Source organism: Rosenbergiella epipactidis, from assembly GCF_018494055.1.
GTDB classification, from domain to species: Bacteria; Pseudomonadota; Gammaproteobacteria; order Enterobacterales; family Enterobacteriaceae; genus Rosenbergiella; species Rosenbergiella epipactidis.
This window is the reverse complement of record NZ_JABBFQ010000004.1, coordinates 71,535-91,942: the sequence shown is the minus strand read 5'-3', so window position 1 is coordinate 91,942 and position 20,408 is coordinate 71,535. Positions and strand designations below refer to the sequence as shown.

Genomic DNA, 20,408 nt, shown 5'->3' with positions numbered 1-20,408 from the left:
CTGGCAGCGATTTACCCACTTTATTGAATATATTCTGATGAAAAAATTAGCACTTAAACTCTCTGCAGCCGCAGTGCTGACCGCACTGCTGAGTGGCTGTACCATTGTTCCTGGCCAAAGCCTTAATAGCTTACGTAAAAATACCGTTGAATTGCCGGATAGCGACTACGATTGGGACAAACTGGTTAACGTCTACCCGATGACGCCTGGATTAATCGATAAGCTGCGCCCAGCGCCGGTAATCTCGCAAGCTAATCCACAGCTGGATAAGCAATTACAAAACTATCAATACCGTATTGGCCCAGGCGATGTATTGATGGTGACGGTCTATGACCACCCAGAATTGACCAACCCAGCAGGGACCTATCGCTCTGCTAGTGATACCGGAAACTGGGTCGGCGCCGATGGCACCATCTTTTACCCTTATATTGGTAAGGTCTATGTAGCAGGTAAGACCCTAGCCGAGGTAAGACAACAGATAGCCTCCCGTTTAGCACAGTATGTTGAGAGCCCGCAGGTGGATATTTCGGTTGCCGCTTTCCGATCACAAAAAGCCTATGTGACGGGAGAAGTGAGCAAGTCGGGTCAACTACCAATTACCAATATTCCCTTAACAGTAGTCGATGCGATTAATGCTGCCGGTGGATTTGCCGAGAATGCCGATTGGCGCCATGTCGTGTTAACCCATAACGGTAAAGATACCGTGTTATCGATGCAGGCCTTAATGCAACGAGGTGACCTACAGCAGAACCGCTTGATGTACCCTGGCGATATTTTGTTTGTGCCGCGCAATGACGATCAGAAAGTCTTTGTGATGGGTGAAGTCGGCCAGCAATCAACCCTGAAGATGGATCGTAGCGGCATGACCCTCGCCGAAGCGCTTGGCAGTGCACAGGGCGTTAGCCAACAATATGCTGATGCGTCGGGAATTTTTGTTATTCGTCAAATTCCAAAAGATAAGAACGGTCGTATCGCCAATATTTATCAGCTTAATGCGAAAGATGCTTCGACCATGGTGATGTCTACCGAATTTGAGTTACAGCCCTACGATATCGTCTATGTCACTACCGCACCGCTGGTCCGTTGGAACCGTGTTATCTCGCAAATTGTCCCAACTATTACCGGCGTACACGATCTGACCGAGACAGTGAACTATTACAAGGACCTGAAATAATTATGTTTAACTCAATTCTTGTGGTCTGTACCGGTAATATTTGCCGTTCTCCTACAGGAGAACGGTTGTTACGCCAATTACTGCCGAATAAGAAAATCGATTCTGCGGGGACAGGGGCATTAAAAGGGCATGCCGCCGACGCTACCGCATGCTTGGTGGCAGAAAAAAATAACCTCTCCTTGGCCGATCATCAAGGTCAGCAGTTTACCCGACAGCTAGCTCAACAATACGATCTGATTCTAGTGATGGAGAAACATCACCAAGAAGAGGTCTCGGCTATTGCACCGGAAGCACGAGGTAAAACTATGCTATTTGCTCACTGGATCAATAATAAGCAGATCCCAGATCCCTACCGTAAAAGCGAAGAAGCTTTCGAGCATGTCTATCAATTAATCGAGCAAGCGGCACAGGCTTGGGCGACAAAACTGGGTACTAAATAGGAAGCGTTATGTCATCAGTGATTCAACATAAACCCACTAACCCCGATTCTGACGAGATCGACTTAGGACGTTTAATCGGCGAGCTGCTCGATCATAAGAAATTAATTATTGCCGTTACGGGGTTATTTACCTTTCTAGCGATTTTTTATGCGCTATTTGCCACGCCGATCTACCAAGCGGATGCCTTAATTCAGGTTGAGCAGAAACAGGGTAATTCGATTCTTAATAACCTTAGTCAGATGCTACCCAATAGCCAACCAGTGTCAGCTCCTGAAATTGCCTTACTGCAGTCGAGAATGATTTTAGGTAAGACGGTAGATGACTTAACCCTTCAAGCACAGGTGCAGCAAAAATATTTCCCCATTTTTGGCCGTGGTTGGGCGCGATTAACTGGGCAGCAACCAGGCCAGCTCACTATCAGTAGAATTTATGTCGCCAAGCAAGAAGGTAAAGTTCCAGTGCTGACGATTACAACAATCGATCAGCTGCATTACCTAGTAGAAGGTGGTGGTTATAAAATCGAAGGAGAAATTGGACAATCTATATCAGCCAAAGGACTTTCATTACAGATTGATAAGATCGATGCAGAACCTGAAACACAGTTTACACTAAACTATATCACTCGCCTTGATGCCATTAATGGTCTGCAGCAAATATTTACAGCAGCTGACCAAGGTAAAGACACGGGTATGCTTAATCTTACGCTCACAGATCCTAATCCCCTGTTAGCACAAAGTGAACTACAAAGTATTAGTGAGAATTATTTATCGCAGAATATTGCGCGCCAAGCCGCGCAAGACAGCAAAAGCTTGGAGTTTTTAGAGCGTCAATTACCGCAGGTGCGTAGTCAACTTGACGATGCAGAGAATAAGTTTAGTTCTTATCGTAAACAAAGCGACTCAGTAGATCTTAATTTACAGGCTCGTTCTGCTTTAGACCAGATTGTAAATGTTGATAACCAATTAAATCAATTGACATTTCGTGAGGCAGAGGTTTCACAGCTTTATACCAAAGACCATCCAACCTATATTGCATTATTAGCAAAACGTAAAACGTTAGAGCAGGAAAAAGCTAAGCTAAATAAGCAAGTTTCTGCAATGCCTGCCACTCAGCAGCAGGTACTGAAATTGAGCCGTGATGTAGAATCCGGTCGCGCAGTATATATGCAGCTACTGAATCGCCAGCAAGAGTTAAGTATCGCTAAAAATAGTGCAATCGGAAATGTAAGAATCATTGATGATGCAGTTACCGCACCAAAACCAGTTAAACCTAAGAAAGTAATTATAGTTCTTATAGGCGCAATTTTGGGGGGAGCTATTTCAATTGGATTAGTTTTATTAAGAGTACTGCTACGTAGAGGAATTGAGTCTCCTGAACAATTGGAAGAGTTAGGAATAAATGTTTATGCAAGTGTGCCGGTTTCGGAGTGGATGGCTAAGCAACAGCCTAAAGGAATAAAATCCAGAAAGAATAAACAGAAAGAGAATCTTAGTTTTCTCGCCATTGATAATCCTGCTGACCTCGCTATCGAAGCAATACGCAGCTTACGAACCAGTTTACATTTCGCAATGATGGAAGCATCGAATAATATCTTAATGATTTCTGGTGCTAGCCCCAATGCTGGTAAAACCTTTATTACCACTAACCTCGCAGTAGTATTGGCGCAGGGTGAGCAAAAAGTACTGTTTATCGATGCTGATATGCGTAAAGGTTATTCACATCAGATCTTTAATCAATCCTTAGAGCATGGTTTATCCGATATTCTTTCCGGTAAATCCAGTATCGAGCGGGGGATAAAATCAGTTAGCGGAGCTAATTTCGATTTTATCGCTCGTGGCAAGACTCCCCCTAATCCATCTGAGCTCTTGATGCATAGTCGTTTCCAGCAACTTTTGAATTGGGCGAGCGAAAATTACGATATTGTTTTAGTGGATACACCACCGATATTAGCGGTGACAGATGCGGCAGTGATAGGTCGCTATGTTGGCTCTACATTACTCGTAGCGCGCTTTGAAGAGAATACGGCTAAAGAGATGCAAGTCAGTATTAAACGCTTCGAACAGAGCGGAATTGAAGTGAAAGGTTGTATTCTTAACGGTGTAGTGAAAAAAGCCAGTTCCTATTATGGCTATGGCTATAGTCATTATGGGTATAGCTACGACGATAAAAAATAACTCTCCTGCCCCCCGTATAAGTGGGGGCTTAACAACTGTCGCTACAGCTCTGTGGTGAGGAATCTATGACACGGTTATCCCGAAATCTGCTAGCTAGCAGCGGATTAATTTTATCTGATTTATTCAGTTTACTAGTTAGCCTATATGTGGCTGAAGGGATTTTTGGAGATGATTCAGTATCACCAAAAAATCTTAATAATTGGTATCATCTACATTGGCTAATATCATTATGCTGTGTCGGTTGGTATGGTATGAGGTTACGCCACTATTTTTATCGCAAAACATTTTGGTTCGAATTAAAGGAAGTACTCAGAACTATAATTATTTTTTCAATTTTTGAAATTGCGATCATTGCGTTTACACAATGGTATCTATCGAGAATTACTGGGGTAATAACCTGGTTATTGATTGCTTTTTTTGTGCCGGTTATGCGATGTATTACTAAGTTTATTCTTGACAAAATTGGTGCATGGCAGCGCGACACTATTATCATTGGTTCTGGCCACAACGCTCAAGAGGCATTTAAGGCAATTGCTAGTGAAAAGAATCTTGGATTTAGAACGATAAGATTCATTGGGAGTGCTGATGATAATACTAACTATATAGGTAATATTCCTGTTAGTCATGAGATACCAAGTGAACTAACAAAAAAAATAGATAAACGTATGCAGTTTATTATTGCAGTAGAAAGCGATGAAAGTGAGTTACGTAATACTTGGCTACAGCAATTAATGCTTAATGGTTATCGCTACGTTTCAGTTATTCCAACTTTACGTGGTATGCCTGTAGACAGTACTGATATGTCGTTTATTTTTAGTCATGAAGTAATGATATTTAGGGTTCATCAAAGTTTAGCAAAATGGCCATCAAGGATCCTAAAGCGTAGCTTTGATATATTAGCATCGATTTTTATTATTGCGATGCTATCGCCAATCCTTCTTTATATAAGTCGTAAAGTGAAGAAAGATGGTGGACCAGCGATTTATGGGCATGAACGAATTGGGAAAAATGGCGTACCATTTAAGTGTTTAAAATTCCGTTCAATGTCAGTGAACTCTAAAGAACTACTCGCTGATCTATTAGCTAAAGATCCAGATGCTAAAGCTGAATGGGATGAAACCTTTAAGTTAAAAAATGATCCTCGCATTACTCAGATTGGTAATTTTTTACGTCGTACCAGTATGGATGAATTACCTCAATTATTTAATGTACTAAAAGGTGAGATGAGCTTGGTGGGCCCTAGGCCGATTATTCATGAAGAGCTTGAACGATATCATGACCAAGTCGATTACTATTTGATGAGTAAACCTGGGATGACTGGCTTATGGCAGGTGAGCGGACGCTCAGATGTGGATTATGAAACTCGTGTCTATTTTGATGCATGGTATGTTAAAAACTGGTCGATGTGGAATGACATAGCCATTTTATTTAAGACTTGTTCTGTTGTTCTTAAAAGGGATGGAGCATACTGATGAAAATAACAAGATTTTTTGTAAAAACACTTAAGAAAATTTCACAAATTTCTAAGTTAAGAACGCTTAACAAATTTGCGAATAATATTATGATGTGGCGTATTTATAATAAATATAATGATAAGAATTTAGATTACTCTAACTATTTGGAAAAAAAAGAATCTAAATATATTTGGATATGTTGGTTACAGGGGGTCGATAGAGCCCCAGAAATAGTTAAGCAGTGCATTAGTAGTGTGGAAAGGGAATTGGGTTGTGATTATAAGATAAACTATATTTGTGAAAAAAACTTTAAGCAGTTTATCAAAATCGATTCCAATATACTAGATAAGTACAAGAAGGGGGTCATATCTCAAGCGCAACTTAGTGATATTATGAGGCTAGAGTTATTACATACATACGGAGGGTTATGGATAGATGCGACTATATTTATAAGGAATGGTGGTTTTATAAAAAATATAAATCCTTTAGAGATATCGAGTTTCAAAAATACTAATTCAAAAATAGATTCCATATCGGAAGGTAAATGGTCTATATATTTCCTCTACGCACCTAAAAATAGTATTCATATTAAATATATGAGAGATTTGATATTTAGTTACTGGAGAAGAGAGGATTATTTATTTGACTACTTCTTGATCGACTATGTATTTGGTTCTACGAAGTACTTCGATAAATCATTTAATGAAAAAATAGATAATAATTTTATAAAAAATAATGAAAGATTTTTACTGGATGAGGTTTTAGAAAGTTCATCATTAGTTGAATTGAATGATGCTGAAATTATTGGTTGCTACAAATTATCTCATAAAAAAGAATACCTTAAATCGCCTAATGATCTTTTTTTAATCAGGGGGAGTGAGGTATGATAAAAGACTACAGGTTGAATTTTCGTAACTTTATATCATTTATCTTGTTTTGTATTAATCCTTTTATCTGTTATGTATATTCTACTTTATCCTATATAAAGGGAAGGGGTAAAAATAGTGTATTCTTTTTATCATTATCTTTAGCTATAATATTTATTTACCTACCAATAATGTACGACACTTCTGCCAACTTTTATAAAGTACATTATCTTATGGATGGGGAAATTCCAAACTTATACAATTGGTTTGCGGTTAAAATGAGAAGCTATATAACAATAGATTTCTATTATTTTATCTTCTTATATGTATTTGTGATTTTATACTCTTGGTTTAAATGTGTAGGTTATCAGTACGATACCTCAGAAAAATATAAAACCATATATCTGTTAATTGTGGCATTATTTAGTCTAAATTACAGAGATATTATGGATATAAACAGGAACTGTTATGCATATTCAGTTTTCTTGATTTACTATTACTATTTGAAAGATAGATTCCCTAATTTTAAAATATTTTTTCTACTTTTAACTTTATCAATTAGTATATCAATTCATATTTCAGCTATATTATTATGGTTGATATTTTTGATCACAAACATCAGGAAGTTTAAAGGAAGAGCTTTAGATATTGCTTTTTATATGTCTGTTGTTCTCGCCTTTGTTATGCCTATAATTCTAAATTTATCTCAAGGGATACTGGGTTCAATTGGTGGCGCATTTACCAGTCGGCTAATGTATTATTTATACGACAGTGGCTTTGCTGTTCAAGATTTCACCATCTCAACGTTAATGAAAAAAATACTTAATTTTATATTGATTTTTTTCATTGGTATACTCTGCATCCTAGATAGAAAAAGAAATAATGATTCACGTATTAATCTAATACTAATACTGTGTACATTATCACTGCTATTCTCATCTTATGTTACATTATTCGAGAGGATCTCATTGGCAGTGACTCTTTTATATTTTTATGCAATTTTTAAAATAAATGGTTTTCCAAACCTTAAAAAAATAATATTATTGCTAATAGTTAGTAGAACGGTAATACTAAACCTTTTGGTTTATTTTCCAATATTTATAGGTGATTATAGCAATGTTCTACCTAATTATAATAATAAGCTAGAGTTAGAGGCTAAGCCATTTTATTTAAATACTTTTTACTTGCTCGATATAGATAATGGTTATTCAGATAAGTATTTAATAAGAAACGATATTTGGGGTAAATAAATTGAAGAAGATTGCAGTTTTAATTCAAGCCCACAATAACATCGAAAGTATCATCTCATTCTCGAAAAGATTTAAAGAGATTAATTTTTATCTACATTACGACAAGAAGTCAATTATTGATAACAATCAATTATTGAAGATAGCCTCTAGTAATATATTGTTCATACAAGAAAGGATTGATGTGCATTGGGGGGGGTTCAGTCAAGTAAGAGCTACTCTAACTCTTTTAGAGCATGCTTTTTCAAATCCAGATAATCAATACTTCCATCTTATCAGCGGGGATTGTTTGCCTCTAATTTCGTTTGAGGAAATGAGTGATATATGGGATGGATATGGAGATGTAGCATGTATAGAAATTATGGATAGGCCGGATATATATTGGCGGTTAAATATCAAAGTACCGTTTTCTGATAACGGTAATTTGAGAAAACCTTTTTTTAGATGTTTAAATAAATTTTATAAATTTCTAGGGAGTATTTATAAGTTTACTTGTCTACCAAAAAAATATTATTGTTATGGTTCACAATGGTTCTCGTTGAAGAGAAGTCATGTCGCAATTGTCTTAAATGATGATAATAGGGAGTTTATTAATAACTTCGTAAATATATCTTGTGCTGATGAACATGTTTTTCAAATGATTTCAATTAAAGAGAATTTTCGAACAATTGGAAACCAGAGATTTATTAATTTTGAAAAAAAATCTAATAGCCCTAGTTTTCTGAGCTTAGAGCAACTCAATTTAGCTAAAAGTAATAATTTCTGGTTTGCAAGAAAAGTAAATATTTTTAATAAAGAAAGGTTTGAACGTGAGCGAAATTAAATTTTCAGTTTTAATGTCTTTATATAATAAAGAATTATCTAAAAACTTATTTCAGTGTTTAGATAGTTTAAATAGACAGACGCTTAAAGCAGATGAAGTAATCATAGTATACGATGGATTAATCGATTACGAACTAGATAGCCAGGTGCTAGCATTCAAGGATATCTTGAATATAAAAATAGTAAAGCTGAGTGAGAATCAAGGTCTCGGTAATGCTTTAAATCATGGATTAAAGTATGTTAGTCATAATATTGTAGCAAGGATGGATACTGATGATATATGTCTTGCCGAACGATTTGAAAAACAACTACAAGTCATACAAAAATTTCCTGATATTGATATTTTAGGATCTAGTGTTATTGAGTTCGATGACGAGAATAATACTTCTCGAACTAAAAATTTACCAATAGATAATTTGAGTATTGTGAAGTATGCGCTGTTCAAGAATCCAATCAACCACATGAGCGTAGTTTTTAAAAAAGATAAGGTTGAAAAAATAGGTGGTTATAAGCACCATTTATTTATGGAGGATTATAATTTATGGCTCAGAGGAATAAAAGCTGGTCTTGTGTTCGCGAATACCGATGAAAACCTCCTTCATGTTAGAGTCAATAGTGAAATGGTAAAAAGGAGAAAAGGCTCTAAGTATATCAGGAGTGAATTTCAGCTATTGAAAATTAAACTTAGTTTAAAAATATATCCAATTCATAAGGTTCTTATTTCTTTCATTATTAGAACATCAACTAGATTTTTACCAAATTTTCTTCTTAAAAAAATTTATTCAATGGATAGGAAATGATTTCGAATAAAAATCAGCCCGACATAACTGTTTACATAATTACTAAAAATAGGTTAAATTTATTAAAAAGATGCGTTAATTCAATTTTGGAACAAGACTTTAGTGATTTCGAAATTATTATTGTTGACGATGCATCTACAGATAAAACTCCAGATTATTTAAAGGAGTTAGAGATTAACAATGTTAAAGTAAGATGCTTTTTTAATGATGTTAGTAGGGGAGCTTGTTATAGTAGGAATATTGCTATTCAAGCAGCAAAAGGTAAATATATTACTGGTAGCGATGACGATGATTATTTTTTACCAAATAGACTGAGTGTTTTCTTCGGTAAACGACACCTTCTTGATGATTATATTTTCCTTCATAGCCATAATTTATTTTTAACTAAAAGTGGAATGAAGAAGTCAATACCAAATATGTTATCTCCGAAAGTAATTACTCATAGGCATTTGCTATCTTATAATTCCATCGGGAATCAGGTATTTACAAAGACAGATGTGTTAAAAAAATATCTATTCAATGAACTTCTACCCGCTTGGCAAGATTTTGAAATATGGTATCGAATTATGTTCAACGAGAATAGACACTCTATTTATCTAGAAAACTACTCGTATATTCAAGATGTTTTACATGACTCAATAAGAATAAGTGATTCTAAATTATCTAGAATATTATCAGCAATGGAAATTTTCAAAAATAATAACGATTTGAATGATTTAGAACTGAATGTTCTGAGCAATCATCTCAGAAGCTATGAAAATAATTCGAAATTAAGGAAGGAAAGCCTTATTGCATTAGCTAAATATTTCCCTAATTTATTTAATATTTTCCTAATAGCATTTTATACTTTGAAGTTTATATTCAATAAATTTCGCTAGGAGGTGCCGTGAAAAATTTGTTAATTATTACCTCATACATTTCGGGCCATGGTGGGATGGAGAGGATAATAAATAAAATAACTAATATTATCGAAAGCTCGCCATTGTTTACAGATGTTAAGATCAGTGTTGTTTCATTAAGTGACGGAGTGTATTTGAATAAAAAATTCTATTCCAAAGCAGATAGAAGTACTGATTGGATAGAGTGCAGTTCAAAAAAAATTATTGATGGTAAGTTTTCCATAACGAAGTTAAACAAACTTTATCATGTTTATCATATAGTTAAAGTTTTAAAAAAAGAAAAGTTTTCTCATGTTATATCTACTGGACCGGGGCTGTGTTATTTATTAAGTAAGGTAAGGTGGGCATTGAAGCAAGATTTCACTATTTTTGGTTGGCCCCACTTTTCATCGAGTTCTGGTAATGGAGAATTTAAGTTCTTTGGGTACTCAGATAGGAATCTATGTATAAGTAAGGGCATTATGCATGAACTGGATATACTGTTACCTCAAAGTAAAAATATACTTTTCCCTAACCCAGTAGATCATAATGAAATTAAAATTCAACATGATAAACCTGATGGTGTGAATTTTTGTTACATAGGAAGATTTATTTTTGAGGGGCAGAAGAGAATAAAGGATTTACTCGATGCCTGTTTACTATCAAAGACCAATTTTACTTTACATCTTATAGGTGATGGTCCTGATTATAAATTGATTGTAGATTATATCGATAAGTTTAAATTAAAAAATAAAGTAGTTATTCATAGAGGTTGGCACGATGATCCTTGGAGGATTTTGGAAAAAATTGATGCCTTGATACTTACTTCTGCTTATGAAGGACTTCCGACCGTTATAGGTGAGGCGCTATCTCGCGGAATACCATGTATTTCATCAGATTGTCCAACTGGTCCTTCTGATTTCATCAATGATCCAATAAATGGAAAACTCTTCAAGATTGGAGCTACTTTAGTTCTATCAAAAATACTTGATGATATCGTAAACAAGGAATTAAATTTCGACCCAATTGAGACTCAAAAAAGCATTGAATATTTCTATATAGATAATTTCGTTAATCGGCTACAATCAATATTATCTTAGGTCTGAATATGTCGTTATTTCGTTATAAAGTATTATTATTGGTTTTATTTTTTTTAAGATCAATTCCATCTATAGCATTAGTAAAACCTCCTGAATTTGATGATTCCAAAAAATATATTTCAGCTCATGCGGGTGGTGTCATAAAATTCAAGGGGCATTACTTTCTATATGGAGAGAATAGAAGTGATCATGAACAAGGAGTTTCAATCTACCAAAGTTCTAATATTTCAAATTGGAAATATAAGGGATTAGCCTTGGACATCAATGATGTTAACAAATTTGGTAAGGGTGATTACTTCGTTGAAAGACCAAAGATAATATACAATAAAAAATATGATGATTTTGTCATGTGGTTTCATGTTGAGGAAAAAAATCAGGGTTATAAAGCTGCATTAGTTGGAGTGGCTAGATCCAAGAATATTTTAGGGCCTTATTCTTTAGTTAGTATTTCAAGAATCAATAAATTGTTTCGTCCTATCAATGGTAATTTAGTAGGTGAAAGGAAAGCTAACTTAATTAATAGAAGGGATTTCGCGTCAGGTCAGATGTCCAGAGATATTGGCGTTTTTATCGATGATGATGATAAAGGTTATTTGATCTCTACTACAGAAGATAATGCGACAATAGCCATTTCGCAAATGGGTGATGATTATACTAGCTTAACGGGAAAATATATTCGAGTTCAACCGGGAAGATACGAAGAGGCTCCTGTTATGTTTAAGATACAAGGAAAGTATTATTTAATCACATCTGGAACAACAGGCTGGAAGCCCAATGGCGCCACACTTTATGAGTCTAATAAAGTTTTTGGTGCATGGAAAAGATTAGGTAGCCCCATAATCAGTAAAGATCCTCATGATATTAAGACTACTTTTCATTCGCAAGGAAGCAATGTGTTTAAATATAATGGTATATTAATATTTATGGCTGATAATTGGAATACAAATAATTTAGCAAAAAGTAGATATATTTGGAAATTAGTTCAATTAGACTCTTCCGGAAAACCAAGAATTTATGAATAGTAACTCGCGTGAAATGAAATTAAACTCATATTGTATATTAGCCCATAGAATTACAAATTCTTTAAAATTCACCTGTGAGTATCTGAGTAAGAGTGGAAATTGTTCGGTTTATATTCACGTAGATAGTAAATCTAATTTGGACGATTTTTTATTTCTCAAAAGTAGTTGCGTCCACTTAATTAAGGAAAGGGTTGATGTTAAGTGGGGGGATATTTCAATGGTGCTTGCAACCCTTAATTTATTAAGAAATCATACTGGGGATGGTTACGTTACTTTATTATCAGCAGATGACTTTCCCTTAGTTGATGTAAGCATTTTAAAAGATTTCTTGTTCCGATTGAATGGTCGTAATTTGATTCATTTCCAAGATAATCGTAATAATAATGTTGATGTCTTGAAACGATTTAAATTTATCTATCCAGTTATTTTTTTTCGTAAAGAAAATAATTTCTTCACAAAGGTTTTAAAAAAAATATATTCTCTTTATCCTTTTATGATTAATGATGAGGGTATGGTTTTTATTAAAAATCATGATATTAATATTTATAAAGGTACTCAATGGTTTTCTTTGTCTAGTGAGTCTGTTTCTCTTATTCTTGATTATTTAAAGAATAACCCAGGTTTTTTAAAATCTTTCGAAGGGACTTATTGCCCGGATGAAATGTTTTTCCATACATTAATAATGCATCTAAAATTACCTTTATATCATGATAAAAAAAGATTTAATGATTGCTTGCGATATATTGATTGGGATTCTGGTCCTCAATATCCTAAAATTTTAGATATGACAGATTATCCTCTACTAAAAAAATCCAAGTGTCTATTTGCTCGTAAAGCTTCAGATTCGCTCAATAGAGATGATTTTATACAGTTCACTAAGGCGGTCAAGAATGAATCATTATACTAATATCTTGATTTTAAGGTCGAATAATTATTCAAATAAATGGCATGGTATTTTAGATGGTTTGAATTCTAGTATATTACCATTAATTGTTTTGGATGAAAAAAATGATAATGTTAATTATGGCAATATTAAAACACTGATTTTCAGTAAAACTATTGTGGAAGACTTAAAGTTAGCTCATACCAACGATATGCAATGGCGATTCGGTGATTACTGCCTATATATAGTTAATGATTTTTTATCTAAAAATCATATAAGTTTTGACTATTTGTGGATGGTTGAACCTGATGTGCTAGTCACTGAGGAGTTCAGTGAGTTAATAAAACTATTTTCCGAAAACGATACTGATTTCTTATGTAGTTACTTAGATAAGGCTACAAGCGATTGGATGTGGTACAAATATAAAAAGGATTTCTCCAACTCAATAATTTATAGAACTTTCTTTCCTCTAATTAGAGTCAGCGCTCGAACTGTTGATTTTTTATATAATAGTAGGGTCAATAACCCAACGTTGGCTAATGATGAGGTTTTTGTAGCAACTACAATATCAAATAATAATTTTAAAACTTCCTGCTTCAATTCTTCGTCAAAAATAATCTACGATAGAAATTCTTTTTCATACATGTTACCTCATTATGTTCCATTTGTAGATCTATACAGAAAAAAAGCAACAATATACCATCCTGCATTTGACGATTTCTCTCAATATTTGTCACATCTGAAAAGGAGGGGGTCGTGGAAACATGTGATTAAAAGTATATTTGGGAAAAAAAATAAAGATTAAATATGAATATTAAAAACAAAATCATAAAGAATACTTTCTGGTTATTGGGTGAGAGGATTATAAATATATTAGGCTTGATTTTTGTCACTTCGTACGTGGCAAAATATCTAGGTCCAGATAATTTCGGTAAGCTCAGTTTGGCTACGTATATTTATTCTTTAATTCAAACAATCGCAATATGGGGTTCCGATACAATATCATTTAAAAGAATAAGTAGAAATAAATCCTCAGGTTTATCAATGCTTATGTCTTTAAGAATGATTAGGGTTCCTATATTTATTATTGCATTTATACCTACAGAGATATATATTTATATCACTTCCGATAAGCTGACGCTATACTATTCTCTGGCTGTGGCTTTATCTTCACTTATCGCTATACAAGATTTCTTTGTTATTGCTAATGATGCTACTTATAACTCTAAGTATAATGTTATTACGAATGTTATCGGTGTATTTATTAGTTTTCTTGTAAGGTATCTAATTGTTTTATATCAATTAGATATTGTATTTTTTTGTTTATCAATAGTCCTACTAAATCTTGTTCCTTACATGCTAAGATATTTTAATTTTAGAGTGAATAATAAAATAACCCTTAAGCTTGATAAATCAAGGCGTAAATTTTATTTTAAATATGTACTAGCTTCAGGTCTTCCGATAGTTATTTCAAGTGTTTCCGTGGCTATATATTTTAATACATCTAGATTAATGTTAGGCGCAGTAGAGTCGGTAAAGTCTTTAGGGATTTACTCTGTTGCTATTACCTTAGGCTCTTCTTGGGGATTCGTTAATAACGCGTTCATTACATCAATAACTCCAAAGCTTTATTCTAAGGATTCAGTTGATAAAATATGTTTCATTGCTGCTTTCATGTCCCAGTTCGTTATTGTGATTACTTTCTTATACGCTGTATTCTTTTTTTTATTAGGTAATTTTATCATTAACTCACTCTACGGTTATGAATATTTGAGCTCCTTCTACGTAACGTTCCCATTAATTTTATCAACGGGGTTGTCTGGTTTAGGTATGGTAACTACTCGATATATTATTAATTATGATGGTTACTCTTTTTTAGGAAGGAAAGCAACTTGTGTTTGTGTTCTTGGATTATTTATATCGTATTTTTTTATAAAGATTTGGGGCATGTTAGGTGCTGCAATCTCAACTTTAGCTATAGAGTTTATTTCTCTAACTGTAATGAATTACTTTTTCAAGGGCTGTTCTGTTTTTAAAATGCATTTAAGTGTCTTTAAGTTATTTAATTATAAAAATTTATAGTTGATTAATTTAAGTTTTTGATGGGTTTTAAGTTGGCCAACTCATTTTTTAATTGCAATCGGAGTTGGTTTTTTTTATTTTAATTCATATTTTTTATTTTAATAATTTCGTATGAAGTATGGCTTCCATACTTTTCAATGCTATTTTTTAGATACAATCTTAAATCCCAACCTAATATTTTTCAAGTTTTGAAGCTAAAAGTAATTACATTAAATCTTGTTAATTAATTGGTGTACCGAGAAAGAATGGTTCAAATGGCAACAAGGTTTTTAATGCATGGGTATTTAGTGAATACGGTAATAACTTTGTCAAAACCATGCTGCGTTTAGCGAAAGACCGTCCAGAGCTAGGCATTGTCGGCGATCAACTCGGTTGTCCTACCTATGCAGGGGACATTGCCAAGGCGATTCTTGCTACCTTGGAAAATTCCGCGCCAGGCGGTATCTACCATTTTTGTGGTGATGATCAAGTGAGTTGGGCAGAGTTTGCGTCGGCGATCTTCGAACAGGCGGAACAACAAGGTAAATTAGCGAAACAGCCAAAGGTGAATGCAATCACTACCGCCGATTTTCCAACACCAGCTAAGCGTCCTGCTTACTCGGTAATGTCTACGGCTAAGATTGGTGAGTTCACCGCCGCTTCTCCATGGCGGGAATCCTTATCCACTGTGTTATCGCGTTTAGATTAAGTATACCAAGACCACCTTCGGGTGGTCTCCTTCAGACTCTCCCCGAAATCCTCTCATCACCCTGAATTTCACTGATATTCCTCCTACACCTTATCTTTTAAGCTGGTTACTTTGCGACTTTGGAGGTGACTATGCCATGGATTTATCAGCAATCGACGGGACGTTTATATCACAATCAACAGTTTATCGAGCAAGGTTACAGTGGCTTCCCGCCTCATGTTAATCGTGCCGACTCTCAACATATCCCTAACTCAGGGCCTATCCCGATAGGGGACTATCGCATTGGAAAAGTTACCACTTCCCGCGGTCCTCTCACCCTCGTTTTACATCCCGCACCCCATACTATTATGTTTGGCCGGCACAGCTTTCGTATTCACGGCGACAGTTTGACTACGCCAGGTTATGCCTCACAGGGCTGTATTATCTTATCGGCTCGCACACGCCAACTTATCGCTAACTCAGCCGATCGACTCCTGAGGGTAATAAAATGAAAGCGTTTCTATTAGGTCTATTCAGTCTTTATTTTCTCTCAACGGCTTATGCGGCGCCGAGTATTGATTATTGTGCGACACCGCAAGCCTGGGCTGCACAAGTTACGCTGGCAACGCTTCGTCATCAAGGTTACGAGCCACAACCCTTACCAAAAGTCGAATTGCTGTCGCAACATAAACTCAGTGGTACGTCTGTGCTTCCCACCTCTAAAGTATTTGGCGAGCTCTATAGTCAAACGCTATTAATCACAGTGATCTCTGCTCGTGCGGATCGACCTAACAAACGCTTTATTGTTAATACGATAGTCTCTGATCAAGAGTGCTCAATGGCGAATCCCGTCCTTATCGATACCTCGCTAATTGGCGAAGCCCAGCCTTAAACAGATATGCGTGATGGTGTTCAACCTACGCTACGTAAGCCAATACCTTGAATAAGCTTTTTAATAACTCATCGTCACCGTAATGGTATCGCTATAACTGCCCGCCGGTTGGTTACTCTGGTTAGGATTGACGATGGCGGTATAGCTTAGCGTTTGTGTGCTACCCGTGCCAACTTAACATCCGAGCTTGTAAGTGGACCTCAGTAGTGCCGCGATTCTCTAACCACAGGGCGCTTCCTTGCTGATCGGCTTCGATTACCTGCAGGATCGGCCAGACCAGCAAAACATTCCCAGCGTGACCGAATGCCGAAACACATAATAGGGAAATTAGTAGCGAGAGTTTTTTTATTAGTTTCATGATTCAATACGCCAAAGTCACCGTAACGGTATCTGTGTAAGTCCCTGCGGCAGGAACGGTACTACTCGAAAATAGACGGCCATATACGGGATAAGTTTGAGTGGTTTGCGGAAAGGCGCTGATACTGTAGGCCAAAGAACCATTCCCCCAAACCGTACTGTGTGCGGCATCCTGGTAGAGCTGATACCCTAGTAACTGTGAGCCATTGGATAGATAACGCTTGGTCGCACTGCCACCGTTGACGCCATAATCCAATGAAATCGTTACCGCCGTTCCGGGTGTACAGGTCACCACAATCGACCCTGCCCCAGCGCTGCTGGTGGCATCAACATTATCGGATAGCGCTGCCTGGGTACCGAAGCTCAGTGTGCCAAGATCCGTTGTGTTACTTGCCGAGCTTACTCCTAGCGCACAACCGCTGGTAATGACCACCGATACCGTAAAGGTATCGGTGGTGGTGCTCGCCATAGCATTACGCACGCACATCACACCGATCATCAGGATCCATCCCCTTATGTCAGGCGCTCGGGGTTGGGACATTACCAGCTAAGCGTCGCGGTAACCGTATCGGTATAAGTACCGGCGGTTGGGGCGGTGGACGACTGATCAGCTGGAATAATTCGACCATAGATAGGGATATTTTGTGCAGTACCATCGGCCGTGAGGGCAATACTGCCATCTACCGCGATTTCGCTACTGTAAGACGAATCAGAATAGAGGCGATAAGGAATGGTGGTGCTGCCCGAAATCATGGCACGTAATGAGTCGGTTTCATTCACGCCACCATCGAGTTTAAGCGTTGGCGAAAGCCCCGAGGTACAGGTGACAGTAACGGTATCGGTACCATTTGAACCGAGTACAGTGCCGTTAATATATTTGATAAATCAGCATAGGTACCGAAATTAATACTGCCCCATTCGTTTACCGTACCACTGGAATTATTATTACCAACCGTACAGCCTTCACTGATCGTCACTTGGACACCAATCTGCCCGCTAAGTGTTCCTTCTGCCGCAAAAGCAGTAGGCGACAACGTCGCGACAGGAAATAGCGCGCATAGCAATAAAGCGGGTCTTAAATTCATTTAACACCTCATAGTATTAATTATATTTTTTTATTTTTTAAGAACGTCATAATTAGTAATTAAGAATAATTTTAGCTTGAGGGAATTAAGTCAATAAGAGGGGGGGGATAATTAATGAAAGTATTTTGTTAGGATTTGGTAAATTTCAAAATAAGATTATTAAGTTATAACTAAAAGCATTATCAGATTAACCATGATCAGGGGGTAGTGTTGGTGTTAATGAACATTTATTAAGATAATTAACTCGATAAAACAATGGTTTATTGAGATGTGCAATCATATAAAGTATGGCTTAGTTGTAGGTAAGAGAATAGTGGCTTGTACTGATCAGCAAGAAAAAGGTTATATCTTCACAGCTAATACCATGAAAAATTTTGCTCAAAATTTAGGGTGACAAATATAATTTAAACGATTCTTTGATCGGTTCACCATTCCAATAAAATTATATTTGAATAAATATCCCCCATAAAAAATGACTCAGCGGTTGTTTACAGGGTGAGTTCTCCATCAATTTGATCAAATTTTAATAACACTATCCCGACTCTGTCTATTTTATCTCATTCTGGCATCGCTAAACCGATAAATTAATTCTATCCATCCTTGGGTTAAGGCAGTAACAACCTTTGATGAATGCTGCAAAAATATCCGTGTAGAGGCTTAGTCGCGCAGAGGCTTGCACGCAAATGCCGCGCAAGAAGGGAGTGTCTGTCATTGACGCTTTCCCACATCGACAGCTATCGGGCCTGAAGTAGCCCTGATTAAAGGTACAGTAGTGGTCTATCCTCACGCTTCGGCTGCGAAGTCCCTCATTGATCATCGATGCGATACTCATGATTGCTTGTGATACTAGGGGGGCCAGCATTGTGACGAGTATCCGGTTTCTCGTCTTTCAGCCTATTTTCGAAGTATAAATTAGCCATGGTTCACAGTTTCATTCAGCCAACTGGCGTAGCAATAAGGTGGTCAAACTCGTAAGGGAAGTCCCGTCATCAGGAGGATACTGTGCCAAGCTATTATGTTAATACAGGACAACTATTTCCCTGTTTAATCAGCGCTCATCCAGAAAGGATTAAACAATCTATCTCGCTTAAACTTTGTGTAAGCCCAGTCTCTTCACCATCGCTATTTTGGATGGCACGCCATGTATAAATTGCAAAATTACGTACAGCGCTATGCATGGGGCTCGCCGACCGCGCTGACCGAGCGTTTTGGTTTCGCCAACCCTGATCGATTACCGATGGCTGAAGTGTGGATGGGGGCGCACCCTAGTGCCAGTTCTAAGGTCGTTATCCGAGGAAATTGGCAGAGCTTAGCGGCTGAAATTGCGGCGCATCCACTGTCGATGCTGGGACAAACTACCTATCAAACCTTTCAACAACTGCCTTTTTTGGTCAAATTGTTGGCAGCAGATCGGCCCTTATCGATTCAAGTTCATCCTATCCGATACGCCGCTCAGCAGGGATTTAGACGTGAAAACGAGGCACAGATCCCGCCCGATGCCTCGACACGAAACTATCGTGATGCGAATCATAAACCAGAGGTGATTTACGCGTTAACGCCTTTCAAGGCGCTAAAAGGCTTCAAACCTTTCGACGAGATCGCTAGAGCTTTTCAGCGGCTCAAGTGGGATCATCGCGCCGTTGAAGTATTTATCGACAATCCAACCAGTGACTCACTGCAACAGCTGTTTACTACCTGTCTGCGGCTTGCTGAGGATGACAAACAGCGAGTCTTAACACACCTACTGCACAGCGTAGCGCAGCAAGAGCAGCCCATTGGGCAGACTGTAAGAATGATGGCGGAGGTGTGGCCCACCGATCTTGGGCTATTAATGCCCTTATTCCTGAATATTATCGATCTGCAGCCGGGAGAGGCTCTCTATTTAGCCGCCGGTACCCCCCATACCTATCTACAGGGCGTCGGCATGAAAGTTATGGCTAATTCCGATAATGTGCTGCGGGCAGGGTTGACGACTAAACATATTGATATCGAAGAATTGGTGGCTAATGTGCAGTTTCAAGAAGATAAGGCCGAGCAGCGTCTTTTAGCTCCCACAATTAGCGTTAACCAGTACCATTACCAAGTACCCGAGACAGACTTCAGCCTATCAATTATTACCATTACCTCGCCATGTAGCATTTTGACCCTAGGCCTACCTCAACTGATACTGTGCATGGAGGGCGTTCTTAACTTGAGTTCGGCGCAGCAAGCCTTAACGCTATCGCTCGGTGAATCGCTCTTTATACCGGCAGATCAAGAGGCTTATACAATTAAAGGGGAGGGGCAGATTGCGTTAACAACGGTGGGATCATGCCAGGCGCCGATCACTATTACACCAATCGATGGTAGCTGCTAAATGTGATCGATCACAAATATATGGCTCGACCTTATTGAGTTTATAGAGCAATAGACGGTTCAAATCACATCTTTACGCTTGATTAGTGCATACACTGCTTTAGTTTTCT

General features: G+C 37.1%; 23 protein-coding genes. 18 read left to right on the top strand and 5 right to left on the bottom strand.

All coding sequences use genetic code 11. The annotated features are described in order from the left end of the window. The first annotated feature begins 37 nt into the window (after positions 1–37). From HGT71_RS08465 to HGT71_RS08385, 17 genes are all read left to right on the top strand, one after another. Positions 38–1,174: a polysaccharide export protein gene (locus tag HGT71_RS08465; RefSeq protein WP_214217402.1), complete on the top strand. Its 1,137-nt coding sequence runs from the start codon at positions 38–40 to the stop codon at positions 1,172–1,174. Positions 1,175–1,176: 2 nt separating this feature from the next. Beyond that, positions 1,177–1,614 (top strand): arsenate reductase/protein-tyrosine-phosphatase family protein, encoded by a 438-nt coding sequence (locus HGT71_RS08460; RefSeq protein ID WP_214217401.1) that lies wholly within the window; start codon positions 1,177–1,179, stop codon positions 1,612–1,614. An 8-nt stretch (positions 1,615–1,622) separates the two neighbouring features. After that, positions 1,623–3,788, top strand: coding sequence for a polysaccharide biosynthesis tyrosine autokinase (locus HGT71_RS08455; protein WP_214217400.1), 2,166 nt, complete (start codon positions 1,623–1,625; stop codon positions 3,786–3,788). A 65-nt stretch (positions 3,789–3,853) separates the two neighbouring features. Then, on the top strand, positions 3,854–5,260 hold the full coding sequence (gene wbaP / locus HGT71_RS08450) for an undecaprenyl-phosphate galactose phosphotransferase WbaP (protein WP_214217399.1): 1,407 nt from the start codon (positions 3,854–3,856) through the stop codon (positions 5,258–5,260). Further along, on the top strand, positions 5,260–6,129 hold the full coding sequence (locus HGT71_RS08445; protein WP_214217398.1) for a capsular polysaccharide synthesis protein: 870 nt from the start codon (positions 5,260–5,262) through the stop codon (positions 6,127–6,129). The genes wbaP and HGT71_RS08445 overlap by 1 nt, the downstream gene beginning before the upstream one ends. Beyond that, complete coding sequence (locus HGT71_RS08440; RefSeq protein WP_214217397.1) at positions 6,126–7,358, top strand: EpsG family protein; 1,233 nt, start codon at positions 6,126–6,128, stop codon at positions 7,356–7,358. Before HGT71_RS08445 ends, HGT71_RS08440 begins: the two co-directional genes overlap by 4 nt. Position 7,359: 1 nt before the next feature. Further along, positions 7,360–8,178 (top strand): beta-1,6-N-acetylglucosaminyltransferase, encoded by an 819-nt coding sequence (locus HGT71_RS08435; RefSeq protein ID WP_214217396.1) that lies wholly within the window; start codon positions 7,360–7,362, stop codon positions 8,176–8,178. After that, complete coding sequence (locus tag HGT71_RS08430) at positions 8,165–8,977, top strand: glycosyltransferase (protein WP_342355447.1); 813 nt, start codon at positions 8,165–8,167, stop codon at positions 8,975–8,977. The genes HGT71_RS08435 and HGT71_RS08430 overlap by 14 nt, the downstream gene beginning before the upstream one ends. Next, positions 8,974–9,855, top strand: a complete 882-nt coding sequence (locus HGT71_RS08425; protein ID WP_214217395.1) for a glycosyltransferase — start codon at positions 8,974–8,976, stop codon at positions 9,853–9,855. Before HGT71_RS08430 ends, HGT71_RS08425 begins: the two co-directional genes overlap by 4 nt. Positions 9,856–9,863: 8 nt before the next feature. After that, a complete protein-coding gene (locus HGT71_RS08420) occupies positions 9,864–10,955 on the top strand; it encodes a glycosyltransferase (RefSeq protein WP_214217394.1) in 1,092 nt (363 codons plus the stop codon). An 8-nt stretch (positions 10,956–10,963) separates the two neighbouring features. After that, a complete protein-coding gene (locus HGT71_RS08415) occupies positions 10,964–11,977 on the top strand; it encodes a glycoside hydrolase family 43 protein (RefSeq protein WP_214217393.1) in 1,014 nt (337 codons plus the stop codon). Continuing rightward, complete coding sequence (locus HGT71_RS08410; protein WP_214217392.1) at positions 11,970–12,884, top strand: beta-1,6-N-acetylglucosaminyltransferase; 915 nt, start codon at positions 11,970–11,972, stop codon at positions 12,882–12,884. Before HGT71_RS08415 ends, HGT71_RS08410 begins: the two co-directional genes overlap by 8 nt. Continuing rightward, entirely contained in the window at positions 12,868–13,665 is a 798-nt protein-coding gene (locus tag HGT71_RS08405) for a hypothetical protein (RefSeq protein ID WP_214217391.1), read from the top strand. The genes HGT71_RS08410 and HGT71_RS08405 overlap by 17 nt, the downstream gene beginning before the upstream one ends. A 2-nt stretch (positions 13,666–13,667) precedes the next feature. Further along, the gene (locus HGT71_RS08400; RefSeq protein WP_214217390.1) at positions 13,668–14,942 is read left to right on the top strand and encodes an oligosaccharide flippase family protein; all 1,275 of its coding nucleotides are present in this window, start codon (positions 13,668–13,670) and stop codon (positions 14,940–14,942) included. A 316-nt stretch (positions 14,943–15,258) separates the two neighbouring features. Beyond that, positions 15,259–15,630 (top strand): SDR family oxidoreductase, encoded by a 372-nt coding sequence (locus tag HGT71_RS08395; protein ID WP_214217389.1) that lies wholly within the window; start codon positions 15,259–15,261, stop codon positions 15,628–15,630. Positions 15,631–15,761: 131 nt separating this feature from the next. Beyond that, a complete protein-coding gene (locus HGT71_RS08390; protein ID WP_214217388.1) occupies positions 15,762–16,121 on the top strand; it encodes a tlde1 domain-containing protein in 360 nt (119 codons plus the stop codon). After that, positions 16,118–16,501, top strand: a complete 384-nt coding sequence (locus HGT71_RS08385; protein ID WP_214217387.1) for a hypothetical protein — start codon at positions 16,118–16,120, stop codon at positions 16,499–16,501. Before HGT71_RS08390 ends, HGT71_RS08385 begins: the two co-directional genes overlap by 4 nt. A 60-nt stretch (positions 16,502–16,561) precedes the next feature. Here HGT71_RS08385 and HGT71_RS15830 read toward each other — a convergent pair whose 3' ends face one another. From HGT71_RS15830 to HGT71_RS15820, 5 genes are read right to left on the bottom strand one after another with little or no spacing between them, the layout of a single operon-like run. Next, entirely contained in the window at positions 16,562–16,636 is a 75-nt protein-coding gene (locus HGT71_RS15830; protein ID WP_342355450.1) for a hypothetical protein, read from the bottom strand. Between the two features lie 25 nt (positions 16,637–16,661). Beyond that, complete coding sequence (locus HGT71_RS08375) at positions 16,662–16,859, bottom strand: fimbrial biogenesis chaperone (protein ID WP_214217386.1); 198 nt, start codon at positions 16,857–16,859, stop codon at positions 16,662–16,664. A gap of 3 nt (positions 16,860–16,862) precedes the next feature. Next, positions 16,863–17,357 (bottom strand): Csu type fimbrial protein, encoded by a 495-nt coding sequence (locus tag HGT71_RS08370; protein ID WP_244986463.1) that lies wholly within the window; start codon positions 17,355–17,357, stop codon positions 16,863–16,865. Positions 17,358–17,398: 41 nt separating this feature from the next. Continuing rightward, positions 17,399–17,731 (bottom strand): Csu type fimbrial protein, encoded by a 333-nt coding sequence (locus HGT71_RS15825; protein ID WP_342355449.1) that lies wholly within the window; start codon positions 17,729–17,731, stop codon positions 17,399–17,401. Beyond that, entirely contained in the window at positions 17,635–17,943 is a 309-nt protein-coding gene (locus HGT71_RS15820; RefSeq protein WP_244986462.1) for a Csu type fimbrial protein, read from the bottom strand. The genes HGT71_RS15825 and HGT71_RS15820 overlap by 97 nt, the downstream gene beginning before the upstream one ends. A gap of 1,141 nt (positions 17,944–19,084) precedes the next feature. Between HGT71_RS15820 and manA the strand changes: the two genes are divergently transcribed. After that, entirely contained in the window at positions 19,085–20,299 is a 1,215-nt protein-coding gene (manA, locus tag HGT71_RS08360; RefSeq protein ID WP_214217384.1) for a mannose-6-phosphate isomerase, class I, read from the top strand. The last annotated feature ends 109 nt before the right edge of the window (positions 20,300–20,408 follow it).